The organism is Streptomyces sp. NPDC017520, assembly GCF_044329855.1.
GTDB lineage: Bacteria > Actinomycetota > Actinomycetes > Streptomycetales > Streptomycetaceae > Streptomyces.
The window spans coordinates 875,042-890,080 of record NZ_JBIRKB010000001.1; the positions used below are offsets into that span (position 1 = coordinate 875,042).

Sequence of the window (15,039 nt, forward strand, 5' to 3'; positions counted from 1 at the left end):
CATGGCCCAGGTCCAGCGCATGTCCCGATTGATGGTCAAGACACTGCGCGACGACCCGGCGGACGCCGAGACGCTCAGCCACAAGCTGCTGGTCCGCGCCGGGTACGTCCGCCGCAACGCGGCCGGCATCTGGTCCTGGCTGCCGCTCGGCAAGAAGGTCCTGGACAACATCTCCGGCGTGGTCCGCGAGGAGATGGACGCCATCGGCGCGCAGGAGGTCCTGCTGCCCGCCCTGCTGCCCAAGGAGCCCTACGAGGCGTCGGGCCGCTGGGAGGAGTACGGCGACCTGCTCTTCCGCCTCAAGGACCGCAAGGGCGGCGACTACCTCCTCGGCCCCACCCACGAGGAGATCTTCACCCAGACCGTCAAGGACCAGTGCACGTCCTACAAGGACCTGCCGGTGATGCTGTACCAGATCCAGACGAAGTACCGCGACGAGGCCCGCCCCCGCTCCGGCGTGCTCCGCGGCCGCGAGTTCCAGATGAAGGACTCGTACAGCTTCGACACCACCGACGAGGGCCTCGCGCACTCCTACGCCCTGCACCGGGCCGCGTACATCAAGATCTTCGAGCGCCTCGGCCTGGACCACCGCATCGTCTCCGCCGTCTCCGGCGCGATGGGCGGCTCCGCCTCCGAGGAGTTCCTCGCCCCCGCCGCCGCCGGTGAGGACACCTTCGCCGACTGCCCGAACTGCGACTACGCCGCCAACACCGAGGCCGTGACCTTCGCGCTCGCCCCGGTCGACGGCTCGGCGCACGGCCCGGTCGAGGAGCTGGACACCCCCGACACCCCGACCATCGAGACGCTCGCCGCGCACCTGGGCGTCCCCGCCTCCGCCACCCTGAAGAACCTGCTGGTCAAGGTGGACGGCGAGATCGTGGCCGTCGGTGTTCCCGGCCACCGCGAGGTCGACCTCGGCAAGCTCGGCGAGCACCTGGCCCCCGCCGTCGTCGAGCTGGTCACCGCCGAGGACTTCGTCGGCCGCGACGACCTCGTACGCGGATACGTCGGCCCCCAGGGCCTGGAGAAGGTCCGCTACCTCGCCGACCCCCGTGTCGCCCCCGGCACCTCCTGGGTCACCGGCGCCAACCGGGACGGCAAGCACGCGAGGAACGTCGTCGCCGGCCGCGACTTCGAGGTCGACCAGTACCTCGACGTCGTCGTGGTCGAGGAGGGCGACCCCTGCCCGAAGTGCGGCACCGGCCTCACCCTGGACCGCGCCATCGAGATCGGTCATATCTTCCAGCTCGGCCGCAAGTACGCCGACACCTTCCAGCTCGACGTCCTCGGCCAGCAGGGCAAGCCCGTCCGGGTCACCATGGGCTCGTACGGCATCGGCGTCTCCCGCGCCGTCGCCGCCCTCGCCGAGCAGACCGCCGACGACAAGGGCCTGTGCTGGCCCCGCGAGATCGCCCCGGCCGACGTCCACGTCGTCGCCGCGGGCAAGGCCCTCCAGACGGAGCTGGCCCTCGACGTCTCGGAGAAGCTCAACGCGGCGGGCCTGCGGGTCCTGGTCGACGACCGCCCCGGCGTCTCGCCCGGCGTGAAGTTCACCGACTCCGAGCTGCTCGGTGTGCCCAAGATCCTCGTCGCGGGCCGCCGCTCCGCCGACGGCGTCCTGGAGCTGAAGGACCGCCGCACCGGCGAGCGCGAGGAGCTGACCGTCGACGAGGCGATCGCCCGCCTGACGGCCGACCTGGCCTGATCAGTGGCTGAGAAGGCCCCCGCGCGGAATCGCGCGGGGGCCTTCTCCGTACGTCGCGCGGCTACAGCCAGCCCGCGAACTCCAGGTTGACCTCGCCCATCTGCCGCCGCCCCTCGGCCAGCGCGCGGGTGCCCGACTCGACCGCCCGGAACAGCGTCCAGCCGTGCAGCCGCGCCTGCTCCACCTCCAACGACTCCGCCAGCCTCTTGACCCGTCGCCGGGCCGTCACCGGGCCACCGGGCGAGGCGATCAGATCCTCCACCCGGTCCCGCACCAGCCGCGCCAGGTCATAGGCGCGCTCGCCCACCAACGGCTCCGGGCCCACCGTCAGCCACGGCGCCCGCTCCCCGGAGAACACCTTGCTCTGCCGGAAGTTGCCGTGCAGCAGCAGGAGTTCGGGTGATCCCGCGACCAGCTCCGCCCGCGCCGCGAGCGCCGCGTCCACCAGCGGCGCCAGCTCCGGATCGGCCTCGGCGGCCGTCCGCATCCCGGCGCTCTGCCGATCGGTCCGCCCGGCCACGCTCTCGAAGGCGTGTCCCGTCGGCGGCTCCACCCACAGCCGCCGCAGCGTGCCCGCCGCCTCCAGCAGGGCCTTGGCCTCCGGCAGCGAGCGCAGCGACACCTCGTGGTGCAGCCGCTCCATCAGCAGCGCACCGGACGCGTCGAGCTCCGGCGCGTCCAGCGGCTTCACCGCGCCCCACCCGTTCCAGTGCTCCAGCGCCGCCCGCTCCAGCCCGGGACCGGCGACCGGCGGGGCGATCTTCAGCGCTGCCGGGGTCCCGTCGGCCCGCCGCACCAGAACCACCAGGGAGCTGCGCCCACCCGGGGCGGCCACCCGCTCCACGGTGAGGCCGCCCCCGGCGGTGAGCGCCTGCTCGGTCAGCGCGGGAAGCGCGTCCAGCCAGTCGGCCGCGGCGGCGTCCCCGTACATCTCACCGAGCGCGCGCACCAGGCGGTGCGGCGGTTCGAAACCCATACGTCGTGTGTTCCCTTTCCGGTTCTTCGTATCAGCGCGCCTTCTCCGAATCAGCGCGCGCCGTCCGCGCCGGCGGCCTCCACCGGGCCTGTCGCGGCCGGATCCGCACCGGCGGCCCGCTCGGCGAGCCCCGGAAAGGCTACGTTGCCGCCCCGCCAGCGGGCCGACCGCACCGCGGCCTCCCGCAGCGCGCCCGCGGCCTCCTCGCGGCGAGCGCCCTCGGTGGCCCGGACGAGATCGGCGTAGGCGCCCGCGATCCGGTCCTCCAGCACCGCGGCCAGCCGTACCGCCGACGGGGAGTCCGCCACGGCGAACGGCAGTGCGTACGCGGCGTCCGAGGCCGCCGGACGCCCGCCCAGGCCCCGCACGGTGCGCGCCAGGGCGTCCCGGCGGGCCCGGTGGCCGTCGTACGCCGCGCGGGCCGCGTCGCCCCGCTTCCCGTCGAGACGGCCGCCCAGCAGCCCGTATCCGTACACCGCGGCGTGCTCGGCGGCCAGGGCCGCCTGGACGGCGGTCAGCTCGGGGGAGTCGGCGTCCTCCTCGGACGGCCGGACGGAACGGGTTTCGGATCGGGTGGTCATGCGGCTGCCTCCTCGGCCAGTTCGGTCAGCAGATACGCGTGCGCCGCCGCGGCCGCCGCCACCGAGGCCAGCAGCCGGGCCAGCTCCGGCTCGACGTCCAGCAGGGCCTGGGCGTACGCGTCGGCCCGGCGGCGCTCGTCGGCGGCCAGCTCCTTCACCGCCGCCTCCGGGTCGGCGGACACCGGGCCGGGCGCTGCGGCAGGAGGCTTCTCGTCGCCGCCCTTCGCGCGCGGCGGCGCCAGCGCTTTGCCGTGCTCCCGCACGGCGGCCCGCAGGGGCGCCAGGCCCGCGGCCGTCGCCGGATGCGCCTCGGCCACCAGGTCGTACCGGGCGAGCAGGAGGGCGCCGTCGCGCACCGCCTTCTCGCGCACGGTCCTCCCGGCCTTGGCGGCGGCGGCCCGCGCGCCGGAGTGCGCGGGCTTCCCGCCGTCCGCCGCCTCGTCGCCGCTCCCGCAGCCGGTCAGCACCGCACCCAGGGCGAGGGCTCCCGTAGCGGTGAGCGCCCCCCTGCGCGTCGTCCCCGTGCGCCGCACGTTTCTCCTTCGGGCCTGGACCGGTCCTGACAGGATCTGTCCTGATGTGATCACCGCAGGCGAGCGTACCCGCGGCCGAGCGGCGGGCGGACGGCAACACCCCTGACGACCGGATACCCTTTGACCTGACGCACGACGATCCCCACAACAGCACACGCGGCCGAGGAGTCACCCGGATGAGCACCACCCAGAGCGAGAGGCTGCGCGGGTTGCTGGAACCGCTCGTCAGCGCGCAGCAGCTGGACCTCGAGGAGATCGAGGTGTCCCGGGCCGGCCGCCGAGGAGTGCTGCGGATCATCGTGGACTCCGAAGAGGGCGTGGAGCTGGACGCCTGTGCGGAGCTGAGCCGCGCGATCTCCGAGAAGCTGGACGAGACCGACGCGATGGGTGAGGGCGAGTACGTCCTCGAAGTCAGCTCCCCCGGCGCGGACCGCCCGCTGACCGAGCACCGCCACTACGTACGCGCCATCGGCCGGCTGGCCAGGTTCCACCTGGCCGGCGACGGCTCCGGTGAGCTGGTCGCCCGCATCCTCGCCGTCGACGAGGACGGGCTCGACCTCGAAGTGCCCGGCGTCAAGGGCCGCAAGCCCACCGCCCGCCGCCTCGCCTTCGACGAGATCGCCAAGGCGCGCGTGGAGATCGAATTCAACCGCAAGGACAAGAAGGAAGAGGAGGCGTAGCCGTGGACATCGATGTGAAGCTTCTGAAGGGCTTGGCGCAGGACAAGGAGATCCCCTTCGACGTGCTCGTCGGGGCGATCGAGTCAGCCCTCCTCATCGCGTACCACCGCACCGACGGCAGCTACCGCCGGGCCCGCGTGGAGCTCGACGCGAACGGCCACGTCACGGTGTGGGCCAAGGAGGACCCGGCCGACCTCGAAGAGGGCCAGGAGCCCAAGGAGTTCGACGACACCCCGTCCGGCTTCGGCCGGATCGCCGCGACCACCGCCAAGCAGGTCATCCTCCAGCGGCTGCGCGACGCCGAGGACGACCGCACCTTCGGGGAGTACGCGGGCCACGAGGGCGATGTCGTCACGGGCGTCGTCCAGCAGGGCAAGGACCCCAAGAACGTCCTGGTCGACATCGGCAAGATGGAGGCCATGCTGCCGGTCCAGGAGCAGGTACCGGGCGAGGAGTACGTGCACGGCCTGCGCCTTCGTACGTATGTCGTACGGGTCGCCAAGGGCGTCCGCGGTCCGTCGGTGACACTCTCGCGCACCCACCCGAACCTGGTGAAGAAGCTCTTCGCGCTGGAGGTCCCGGAGATCGCGGACGGCTCGGTGGTCATCGAGGCCATCGCCCGCGAGGCCGGCCACCGCACCAAGATCGCCGTGCGCTCCACCCGGGCCGGCCTGAACCCCAAGGGCGCCTGCATCGGTCCGATGGGCAGCCGTGTGCGTAATGTCATGGCCGAGCTGCACGGCGAGAAGATCGACATCGTGGACTGGTCCGACGACCCGGCCGAGATGGTCGCCAACGCCCTGTCGCCCGCCCGGGTGAGCAAGGTCGAGGTCGTCGACCTCGGCGCCCGCTCCGCCCGCGTCACCGTGCCGGACTACCAGCTGTCGCTGGCGATCGGCAAGGAGGGCCAGAACGCCCGCCTCGCCGCCCGCCTGACCGGCTGGCGCATCGACATCCGTCCGGACACCGAGACGGACGAGGAGCGCGAGACCGCCGACCGCGAGCGGGCCGAGCGGGCCCGGGAGCGCTCGGAAAGGCGTTGACCCGGAGGGGCTCCAGGGAATAGATCTGAGCGGTACGCCGCTGAGATCACGACAACATCCGTTCGATTTTTGCCCCAAAGCGGCGAGGTCGGTACGGGGAGGTAGACTTAAACGTGTCTGGCCGGACGCAAGCCCGCGCTTGCCCCGAGCGAACCTGTGTGGGATGCCGGGAGCGAGCGGCCAAGAGCGAGCTGCTGCGCATCGTGGTGGACGAGGGCGCCTGCGCCCCCGATCCACGCGGTACGCTGCCCGGCCGGGGTGCTTATGTGCACCCCGTCTCCGTCTGCCTCGACCTGGCGGTCCGCCGCCGGGCGTTCTCCCGGGCCTTCAAGGCCAAGGGGCCGTTCGACACCGCGGCACTGACGCGGTTCGTCGAGCGGGTTGCACCGTAAGAAAAGTGAACGGCACGGGTCCCCGTGCGGTCAGGTACCTCGCGAGTTGGAAGTAGGTCGAGATTGCGATGAGCAGCACTCGATGAGTACGCGATGAGTACGCCCATGAAGTAGCGACGGTCCGGCGGTAACCCGGACCTAAAAGGAGCGAAGTGGCTAAGGTCCGGGTATACGAACTCGCCAAGGAGTTCGGCGTCGAGAGCAAGGTCGTCATGGCCAAGCTCCAAGAACTCGGTGAATTCGTCCGTTCGGCGTCCTCGACGATCGAGGCGCCGGTTGTACGTAAGTTGACCGACGCACTGCAGGGGCCCGGCGGCAACGCCGGCAAGTCCGCTGCCAAGCCCGGTGCGCCCCGCAAGGCGGCGCCCGTGAAGCCCGCAGCGCCCTCCCCGGCAGCTGCGGCACGTCCCGGGGCCCCGAAGCCCGGCGCACCGGCTCCCAAGCCGGCCGCCGAGGCCGAGACCCCCAGCAGCACTCCGGCGGCGCCCTCCGCGCCGTCGGCGGGCCCCCGTCCGGGCCCGAAGCCCGCGCCGAAGGCGGCCCCGGTGACCCCGGTCCCGGCCGCCGAGTTCTCGGCTCCGGCTCCGGCCCAGCCGGCTGCCCCGCAGCAGCCCCAGGCCCCGCGTCCCGCGGGTGCCACCCCCGGCCCCCGTCCCGCACCCGCCCGTCCGGCTCCGGCCGGCGGTCAGCGTGACGGCGGTCAGCGCGACGGCGGCCGTGACGGTGGCCAGCGCGACGGCGGCCGTGGTGGCGAGCGTGGCGGCGACCGCCCCGCACGTCCCGCGGGCCAGGGCGCCCCGCGCCCCGGCGGCGCCCGTCCGGCCGGTCCCCGTCCGGGCAACAACCCCTTCACCTCCGGCGGTTCCACCGGCATGGCGCGCCCCGGCGCGCCCCGTCCGGGTGGCGCACCGCGCCCCGGTGGCGGCTCGGAGCGCCCCGGCGCCCCGCGTCCCCAGGGCAGTGGCCCCGGCGGCGCCCCGCGTCCCCAGGGCGGTCAGGGTCAGGGCGGTGCCCGTCCCACTCCGGGCGGCATGCCCCGCCCGCAGGCTCCGCGTCCCGGCGGCGGCCCCGCCGGTAACCGCCCGAACCCGGGCATGATGCCGCAGCGTCCCGCAGCGGGCCCGCGTCCCGGCGGCGGCCCCGGCGGTGGCCGTGGTCCCGGCGGCGGTGGCGGTCGTCCCGGCGGTGCCGGTGGCGGCGGCGGTCGTCCCGGTGGCGGCGGCGGCTTCGCCGGTCGTCCCGGTGGCGGCGGTGGCGGCTTCGCCGGCCGTCCGGCCGGTCCTGGTGGCGGCGGCGGTGCCGGTCGTCCCGGTGGCGGCGGCGGCTTCGGTGGTCGTCCCGGCTTCGGTGGCCGTCCCGGCGGCCCCGGTGCCCGCGGTGGCACACAGGGTGCGTTCGGCCGTCCCGGCGGTCCGGCGCGTCGTGGCCGCAAGTCGAAGCGGCAGAGGCGCCAGGAGTACGAGGCCATGCAGGCCCCGTCGGTCGGCGGCGTCATGCTGCCTCGCGGCAACGGACAGCCCGTCCGGCTGTCGCGCGGCGCCTCGCTCACCGACTTCGCGGAGAAGATCAACGCCAACCCGGCGTCGCTCGTCGCCGTGATGATGAACCTCGGCGAGATGGTCACCGCCACGCAGTCCGTTTCCGACGAGACGCTCCGGCTTCTCGCCGAGGAGATGAACTACGTCCTGGAGATCGTCAGCCCCGAGGAGGAGGACCGCGAGCTGCTCGAGTCCTTCGACATCGAGTTCGGCGAGGACGAGGGCGGCGAAGAGGCTCTGGTCTCGCGTCCGCCGGTCGTGACCGTCATGGGTCACGTCGACCACGGTAAGACCCGACTGCTGGACGCGATCCGCAAGACGAACGTCGTCGCGGGCGAGGCCGGCGGCATCACGCAGCACATCGGTGCGTACCAGGTCTCCTCCGAGGTCAACGGCGAGGACCGCAAGATCACCTTCATCGACACCCCGGGTCACGAGGCGTTCACCGCCATGCGTGCCCGTGGTGCGAAGTCGACCGACATCGCGATCCTCGTGGTGGCGGCCAACGACGGTGTGATGCCCCAGACGATCGAGGCGCTGAACCACGCCAAGGCGGCCGAGGTGCCGATCGTGGTCGCGGTCAACAAGATCGACGTCGAGGGCGCCGACCCGACCAAGGTGCGCGGTCAGCTCACCGAGTTCGGTCTGGTGGCCGAGGAGTACGGCGGCGACACCATGTTCGTCGACATCTCCGCCAAGCAGGGCCTCAACATCGAGGCGCTCCTGGAGGCCGTCGTCCTCACCGCCGACGCCTCGCTCGACCTGCGGGCCAACCCGGAGCAGGACGCGCAGGGTATTGCGATCGAGTCCCACCTCGACCGCGGTCGCGGTGCCGTCTCGACCGTCCTGGTCCAGCGCGGAACGCTGCGCATCGGTGACACGGTGGTCGTGGGCGACGCCTACGGCCGAGTCCGCGCCATGCTCGACGACAGCGGTCAGAACGTCCAGGAAGCGGGTCCCTCGACCCCCGTCCTGGTGCTCGGTCTCACCAACGTCCCGGGCGCCGGCGACAACCTCCTGGTGGTCGACGAGGACCGTACGGCCCGTCAGATCGCCGAGAAGCGTGCCGCCCGTGAGCGCAACGCCAACTTCGCCCGCAAGGGCGTCCGGTTCTCCCTGGAGAACCTGGACGAGGCGCTCAAGGCCGGTCTGGTCCAGGAGCTCAACCTCATCATCAAGGGCGACGCGTCCGGTTCGGTGGAGGCTCTCGAGTCCTCGCTGCTCCAGCTCGACGTCGGCGAAGAGGTCGACATCCGGATCCTGCACCGCGGTGTGGGTGCGGTCACCGAGTCGGACATCAACCTGGCGACCGGCTCCGACGCCATCGTGATCGGCTTCAACGTGCGCGCCGCAGGGCGTGCCGAGCAGATGGCCGAGCGCGAAGGCGTGGACGTCCGGTACTACTCGGTCATCTACCAGGCGATCGAAGAGATCGAAGCGGCCCTCAAGGGTCTGCTCAAGCCGGAGTACGAAGAGGTCGAGCTCGGCACGGCGGAGATCCGCGAGATCTTCCGCTCGTCCAAGCTGGGCAACATCGCCGGTGTGCTGGTCCGCTCCGGCGAGGTCAAGCGCAACACCAAGGCGCGCCTGCTGCGCGATGGCAAGGTCATCGCGGAGAGCCTCAACATCTCCGGTCTGCGCCGCTTCAAGGACGACGTCACCGAGATCCGCGAAGGCTTCGAGGGCGGTATCAACCTCGGAAACTTCAACGACATCAAGATCGACGACGTCATCGCGACGTACGAGATGCGCGAGAAGCCGCGAGGCTGATCAACTCTCGGGTCCACGAGGATCCGCGGGGAATGCGGAAGGGTTCCGTGAGTCACTCACGGAACCCCTCCACCTCGGGTCCGAAGGATCCGGAAGTATGCGGAAGGGCCGCGTGGGTCGACTCACGCGGCTCCTCCACCAAGGTCGGGGCCGGTCGACGGGTCGTATTTCCGTCGATCGGCTCCGGCCGTTCCGGTACGGTTCTGATGTCCCCGGCAAGCTCTGGCGGGGCACGAACCCGAACCGGCGGGACATCCGGACACACATGTATGTGGGGACCCTGTCCTTCGATCTGCTCCTCGGCGACGTACGGTCGTTGAAGGAGAAGCGTTCCGTCGTCCGCCCGATCGTGGCCGAGCTCCAGCGCAAGTACGCGGTGAGCGCGGCCGAGACCGGCGGACAGAATCTCCACCGCAGGGCCGAGATCGGCCTTGCCGTGGTCTCCGGTGACACCGGACACCTCACGGACGTGCTGGACCGCTGCGAACGGCTGGTCGCGGGACGCCCCGAGGTGGAGCTGCTGTCGGTGAGACGGCGGCTGCACAGTGACGAAGACTGACAGTCGAGCGAAATCAGAAGGAAGAGTGACGGACCGGTGACCGACAACGCGCGGGCCCGCAAGCTGGCCGATCGCATCCAGGTCGTGGTCGCGGAGACCCTGGACCGGCGAATCAAGGATCCGCGGCTGGGATTCGTGACGATCACGGACGCCCGGGTCACCGGCGACCTGCGGGAGGCCACGGTCTTCTACACGGTCTACGGCGACGACGAGGAGCGCGCGGCCTCCGCCGCGGCGCTGGAGAGCGCCAAGGGCGTCCTGCGCACCGAGGTCGGCCGGCAGACCGGGGTCCGGTTCACGCCGAGCCTGGCCTTCGTCCCGGACGCCCTCCCGGACAACGCCCGCACCATCGAGGACCTCCTCGACAAGGCGCGGGCCAAGGACGCGGAGGTGCGCCAGGTCTCCACGGGCGCGCAGTACGCCGGCGACGCCGACCCGTACCGCAAGCCCGAGGACGAGGACGACGAGACCGGGACCGCCGGGACCGAAGGACCCTCCGAGAAGAACGAGGGCCCGGCCTCCGCATGACCGAGCAGACCACCACGCCGGACGGCCTTGTCATCGTCGACAAGCCGTCCGGCTTCACTTCGCACGACGTCGTCGCCAAGATGCGCGGCATCGCCCGCACTCGGCGGGTCGGCCATGCGGGCACGCTGGACCCGATGGCGACCGGAGTCCTGGTGCTCGGGGTCCAGCGGGCCACCAAGCTGCTGGGCCACCTCGCCCTGACCGAGAAGGAGTACCTCGGCACGATCCGGCTCGGCCAGGACACCGTCACCGACGACGCCGAGGGCGAGATCACCTCGTCCACCGACGCCTCCGGCGTGAGCCGCGAGTCGATCGACGCCGGGGTGGCCGCACTCACCGGCCGGATCATGCAGGTCCCGTCCAAGGTCAGCGCCATCAAGATCGACGGCAAGCGGTCCTACGCACGGGTGCGCGGCGGCGAGGAGTTCGAGATCCCGGCCCGTCCGGTGACCGTCTCCTCCTTCCGCGTCTACGACGTCCGTGAGGCCGTCGCCGCGGACGGCACCCCCGTACTCGACCTGGTCGTCTCCGTCGTCTGCTCCTCGGGGACCTACATCCGCGCCATCGCCCGCGACCTCGGCGCCGGACTCGGCGTCGGCGGCCACCTGACCGCGCTGCGCCGCACCCGGGTCGGTCCGTACGGACTGGACGCGGCCCGGACGCTCGACCAGCACCAGGAGGAGCTGACCGTGATGCCGGTCGCCGAGGCGGCCGCCTCCGCGTTCTCCCGCTGGGACGTGGACGAGAAGCGCGCCAAGCTCCTCCTCAACGGCGTACGGCTGGACATGCCCGCCCATCCGCCGGGGCCGGTCGCGGTCTTCGGGCCCGACGGCGCGTTCCTCGTGCTCGTCGAGGAGGAGAAGGGCAAGGCCAAGAGCCTCGCCGTCTTCGCCTGAGCCACACCCAAGGGCTGTCGCGCCCCGAATCCGGGCCGCGGCCCGCGCTTCGGCGGATCATGCGTGGAGCGGGCACCCTCCCCCCAACCCGGTGCCCGCTCCACGTTCCCCTCCCCGGCACCATTCCTGCTCCCGGGGGGACACGGTTATTCACCCCATTGGACGGGCGCTCGGAGTGAATACCGGGGGCGTGGGGGGCGCTTTCCCCGTCCGCGCGCTTCGGGAGATCACCGGCGGCCTAACGTCGCACCATGGGCAGTGGGGACCGGTCGAAGCTGGTAAGAATCTGTGATCAGGCCGGCCGGCCGCGAGGGACGGGATTCGTCGCGGACGACCGCGGCACGGTCGTCACCGCCCATCAGGCCGTGACCTCCCCGGGCCCGCTCCTCCTCCACGGCACCGACGGCCGCACCTGCACCGTCGCCCCCGACGACATCACCGCCCTGCCCGCCCTGGGCCTCGCCCTCCTGCGCACCGGCGGCCCCGACGCCCTCGACGCGGAACCCCTGCCCATCGCCGGACGCGACCGCGCCGAGCCCGGTGACTATGTGGACATCGCCGCCCACGGGCGGCGCGAGGCCCGGGTGCTCGGCACCACCCCCGCCACCTACACCGCATCCGACGGCGGCGGCCACCCGGTCCCCGCCGCCCTGGAGCTCGCGCTGGGCACCGACGGCCGCGACGCCCTGCGCTCCGGGGGCGCGGCCATCGGCGGGCCCGTCACCGACCCGGCCACCGGCGCCGTCGTCGGCATCCTCTGCACCGCCCTCACCGCCCCGCACGAGGCGGCCGGCCTGGCCCTCCCGATCACCCGGGGCGCGGACGGCACGCTGGACGCCCTGCTGCTCCGCAACGCCACCGCCGCCCCCGTCTACGGCCCCGATCTCAACCTCGCCGGGGCCCTCCAGCTCACCGCCACCTCCGTCGGCTCGGCGGACGGCCCGCGAGCCCGCACCGCCCCCGTCGAGCGCGCCGACGTCCACGCCGCCTTCGCCGCCTTCGCCGCCGGTACGGGGCTGGTCCTCGGCCTCGTCGGAGCGCCCGGCACCGGCCGCACCACCGAACTGGCCGCACTCGCCGACCGCCGCGCCGAGGGCGGCGCGCCCGCGCCCACGCTCTGGCTGCGCGGCGCGGACCTGCTGGCCGAGGACACCTCGATCGCGGCCGCCGCGAGCCGGGCCCTCACCCGCGCCGCCCGGATCGTCACCGCGGCGGGCGCCCGCGGCGACATGAGCACGGCCACCCCGGAGCGCGTCGCCCGGCTCGCCGCCGACGCGGGGCAGCCGCTCCTGGTGGTCCTCGACGGCCCCGAGGAGATGGAGCCGCTGCTGGCCCACCGGCTCGCCGGCTGGACGGCGAACACCGCCGCCTGGCTGCGCGAGCAGGGCGTCCGGCTCGTCGTGGCCTGCCGCCCCGAGCACTGGGAGACCGCCGGCGGCCTCTACCCACCGGACGCCCTGCACCGCCCGGACCGCCCCGCCCGCAGGCTGCCGCCCGCCCTGCGCCTGGGCGACCTCACTCCCGAGCAGGCCGGGCGGGCCAAGGAGGCCTACGGCATCCCGCCCGCCGCCCTCGCCCCCGGCCACGACCGGCACCCGCTCACCCTGCGACTCCTCGCCGAGGTCCGCGCCGCGCTGCCGCCCGGGGTGCCGGGCCGGCCCGACACCGAGGACGTCTTCGGCGCCCACCTCGACCTGCTGTGCGTGCGCGTCGCCGTCCGGATCGCGGCCGCCGCCGACGAACAGCCCCGCGGCGCCGCCGTGCGCCGGCTCGCCGCCGGGGTCGCGGGCCAGGTCCACGAGGCGGCCCGCCGCTGTCTGGGCCCTGGCCAGGGTGAGCTGGACCGGACGGCGTTCGAGGAGATCTTCCCCTGGCGCACCGGCTGGGCCTCCGCCGTCCTCACCGAGGGCCTCCTCGTCCCCGCCGGTGCGGGCTACCGCTTCGCCCACGAGGAGCTCGGCGACTGGGTGCAGGGCGCCCACCTCGACCTGGACGCGGCCCTGCGCTCCCTGGTCCACCGCTGGCACCGGGGGAGCGGCGGCCCGGACCGGGTGCCGCACCCCCGCACCGCCGGCGAACCCCGCAGCCTGCCCGTGCCCCGGCACCGCATCGGGCCGGTGATCCAGGCGATGGTGCTCCTCGGCCGCCGCCAGGGCACCGCCGCGCTCGCGCACCGGATGGCCGACCTGATCGAGGCGCTGGACCGGCTGTGGACCGACACGGGCCCGCGCGACGAGGACGCCGCCTGGTGGGCGGCCCACCTGTTGAACGGCAGCCTGCTGCGGGTGCCCGACGCCCGCCCCTATCTCGGTGTCCTGCGGGTCCTCGCCGGACGCATCACCCGCCGCTCCGCCGCCCCCGAAGGACCCGGGGACCTCGGGGCGTACGGCGAGTTCGGGCCCTGGTTCTGGCGGCGGCTGCGGCTGCCCGAGGAAGACCGGATCGATCTGCTCCGCCGCCTCGTGCCCGCCGACGGACTGCCCCGCACCGACGGCGACGAACGCTATCTGGACGCGGTCGCCCGCCGCCTCGACCTGGACGCCCCGGCCGTGCAGCCGCTGCTGTGCCGCTGGTTCACCGACGAACGCCCACTGCTCGTGGGCCCCGACGCCCCGGACGTCCCGCTGCGCCCCACGGTCGCCGCCGCCGCGCAGGCCCTGCTGTACGCCCGCCGCGGCCTCGCCCCCGACGAACTGACCGACGCGCTGATCGCCACCCCGCACCAGCGCGCGGGGGAGCTGCTGCTGGCCCTCGCCGAGGACGAGCCCACCGTGCTCTGCCGGGCCGTGGAGCGCTGGGCCCGCGACGAGGACCGCCCGGCCCGCCGCTCCGCCGCCGCCCGCTACGGCGGACTCCTCCAGCAGCGGGTCACCGCCGAGGGCGACCGGGCCCTGCTGCGCTCCGCCGCCGAGGCACTGCTGGGACGCCCCCAGGACGCCGCCCTGCACGCCGCCGCCCTCACCCTCCTCGTCCGCGACCCGGTGACCAGGAGAACGCATCTCCCCGGGGCGCTGCGCGCCTTCGCCGCCGGAGACCCCGGGCTGCCCGTCGAACTGCTCGCCGAGGTGTTCCCGGCCCACCAGGAGCCGGTCCTCGCCGCTCTCCGCGCCCGCCTCGCCCGCCCCGGGGACGGCGGGGGAGCGGTGCTGCGGGCGCTGGCCGGACTCGACACGCCCGCGCTCGCGCTGCACGTCGCCGGACTCGTACGGGAGTACATCGACGCCCACCCCGAGGACGGCACGCACGCCGCCGAGTACATCGACCTCCGCCTGGAGCACACTCCGGCCGCCCGGGCCCTCCTCCTGCCCCTGGTGACCGGGCTGCTGCGGGACCGCCCCGCACCGCCGCCGGTCCGGGCCGCGCTCGCCCGGGTGCTCGCCGGGGCCGGAAGCGCCGCGTCCCGGCCGCTGCGGGCGGAGCTGCTGGAGGTCCTGCTGGAGTTCGAGCAGGTCACCGGCCGGGACCCGGACGTGCTGGAGGCCCTGCTCCGGGCCGCCGCCGAGGGCTCGGAGCGCCGCCCGGAGATCCGTACACGCGCGCTGGTCCACCGCACCGGGATGCTGCTGGTCCGTACCCCCGAGGGCGCCGCCCGCTTCGACCGGGTGCTGGTCGAGCTCGCCCGCGACGTGCCCGGATTCGCCGCACTCGTCACCCGCTGGCTGGCCGACGCCCCGCAGGAGTGGGCCGCGGTCGTGGGGCCGAGCGCCCGGCGCACGGTCGAGGCGTTGGAGACGTCACGCCCGCCGATGCCGATGCCGATGCATGCCGCGGGACGTGCGCATGGCAGTCTTAGACCTGCGTAATCGACATACACACGTACACAGGTTCGGGCGAGGAG

At 73.7% G+C, this 15,039-nt stretch carries 12 protein-coding genes; 9 read left to right on the forward strand and 3 right to left on the reverse strand.

Features of this window, described 5'->3' with window-relative positions; genetic code table 11:
- Position 1: 1 nt before the first annotated feature.
- Positions 2-1,705, forward strand: a complete 1,704-nt coding sequence (locus tag ACH4KB_RS03890; RefSeq protein ID WP_398063241.1) for a proline--tRNA ligase — start codon at positions 2-4, stop codon at positions 1,703-1,705.
- 61 nt (positions 1,706-1,766) lie between these two features.
- On the opposite strand, the gene ACH4KB_RS03895 is transcribed toward ACH4KB_RS03890, so the two are convergent.
- Genes ACH4KB_RS03895 through ACH4KB_RS03905 form a run of 3 tightly spaced genes read right to left on the reverse strand, consistent with a single transcriptional unit; the run spans position 1,767 to position 3,795 of the window.
- On the reverse strand, positions 1,767-2,681 hold the full coding sequence (locus tag ACH4KB_RS03895; RefSeq protein ID WP_398063243.1) for an aminoglycoside phosphotransferase family protein: 915 nt from the start codon (positions 2,679-2,681) through the stop codon (positions 1,767-1,769).
- 50 nt (positions 2,682-2,731) lie between these two features.
- Entirely contained in the window at positions 2,732-3,262 is a 531-nt protein-coding gene (locus ACH4KB_RS03900) for a ferritin-like domain-containing protein (RefSeq protein WP_398063245.1), read from the reverse strand.
- Positions 3,259-3,795 carry a hypothetical protein gene (locus ACH4KB_RS03905; protein WP_398063247.1) on the reverse strand — a complete coding sequence of 179 codons (537 nt, stop codon included), beginning with the start codon at positions 3,793-3,795 and terminating at the stop codon, positions 3,259-3,261. The genes ACH4KB_RS03900 and ACH4KB_RS03905 overlap by 4 nt, the downstream gene beginning before the upstream one ends.
- A gap of 176 nt (positions 3,796-3,971) precedes the next feature.
- Here ACH4KB_RS03905 and rimP point away from each other — a divergent pair, with 176 nt between their 5' ends.
- From rimP to ACH4KB_RS03945, 8 genes are all read left to right on the forward strand, one after another.
- Positions 3,972-4,475 carry a ribosome maturation factor RimP gene (rimP, locus tag ACH4KB_RS03910; RefSeq protein WP_215107249.1) on the forward strand — a complete coding sequence of 168 codons (504 nt, stop codon included), beginning with the start codon at positions 3,972-3,974 and terminating at the stop codon, positions 4,473-4,475.
- A 2-nt stretch (positions 4,476-4,477) separates the two neighbouring features.
- Positions 4,478-5,518 carry a transcription termination factor NusA gene (nusA, locus tag ACH4KB_RS03915; protein ID WP_398063249.1) on the forward strand — a complete coding sequence of 347 codons (1,041 nt, stop codon included), beginning with the start codon at positions 4,478-4,480 and terminating at the stop codon, positions 5,516-5,518.
- A gap of 113 nt (positions 5,519-5,631) precedes the next feature.
- A complete protein-coding gene (locus ACH4KB_RS03920) occupies positions 5,632-5,910 on the forward strand; it encodes a YlxR family protein (RefSeq protein ID WP_265599010.1) in 279 nt (92 codons plus the stop codon).
- Positions 5,911-6,062: 152 nt separating this feature from the next.
- Positions 6,063-9,218, forward strand: a complete 3,156-nt coding sequence (gene infB / locus ACH4KB_RS03925; protein ID WP_078625959.1) for a translation initiation factor IF-2 — start codon at positions 6,063-6,065, stop codon at positions 9,216-9,218.
- A gap of 265 nt (positions 9,219-9,483) precedes the next feature.
- On the forward strand, positions 9,484-9,777 hold the full coding sequence (locus ACH4KB_RS03930) for a DUF503 domain-containing protein (RefSeq protein WP_018960670.1): 294 nt from the start codon (positions 9,484-9,486) through the stop codon (positions 9,775-9,777).
- 36 nt (positions 9,778-9,813) lie between these two features.
- Positions 9,814-10,305, forward strand: a complete 492-nt coding sequence (gene rbfA, locus ACH4KB_RS03935) for a 30S ribosome-binding factor RbfA (RefSeq protein ID WP_398063252.1) — start codon at positions 9,814-9,816, stop codon at positions 10,303-10,305.
- Complete coding sequence (gene truB / locus ACH4KB_RS03940) at positions 10,302-11,201, forward strand: tRNA pseudouridine(55) synthase TruB (protein WP_398063254.1); 900 nt, start codon at positions 10,302-10,304, stop codon at positions 11,199-11,201. Before rbfA ends, truB begins: the two co-directional genes overlap by 4 nt.
- Before the next feature lie 251 nt (positions 11,202-11,452).
- Positions 11,453-15,004 (forward strand): trypsin-like peptidase domain-containing protein, encoded by a 3,552-nt coding sequence (locus ACH4KB_RS03945; RefSeq protein ID WP_398063256.1) that lies wholly within the window; start codon positions 11,453-11,455, stop codon positions 15,002-15,004.
- Positions 15,005-15,039 lie beyond the last annotated feature (35 nt).

Coding starts and splice junctions, on each gene's coding strand:
- truB (WP_398063254.1), top strand. CDS start 10,302: ATGACCGAGCAGACCACCACGCCGGACGGCCTTGTCATCGTCGACAAG.
- ACH4KB_RS03945 (WP_398063256.1), top strand. CDS start 11,453: ATGGGCAGTGGGGACCGGTCGAAGCTGGTAAGAATCTGTGATCAGGCC.
- ACH4KB_RS03890 (WP_398063241.1), top strand. CDS start 2: ATGGCCCAGGTCCAGCGCATGTCCCGATTGATGGTCAAGACACTGCGC.
- ACH4KB_RS03900 (WP_398063245.1), bottom strand. CDS start 3,262: ATGACCACCCGATCCGAAACCCGTTCCGTCCGGCCGTCCGAGGAGGAC.
- ACH4KB_RS03930 (WP_018960670.1), top strand. CDS start 9,484: ATGTATGTGGGGACCCTGTCCTTCGATCTGCTCCTCGGCGACGTACGG.
- ACH4KB_RS03895 (WP_398063243.1), bottom strand. CDS start 2,681: ATGGGTTTCGAACCGCCGCACCGCCTGGTGCGCGCGCTCGGTGAGATG.
- rimP (WP_215107249.1), top strand. CDS start 3,972: ATGAGCACCACCCAGAGCGAGAGGCTGCGCGGGTTGCTGGAACCGCTC.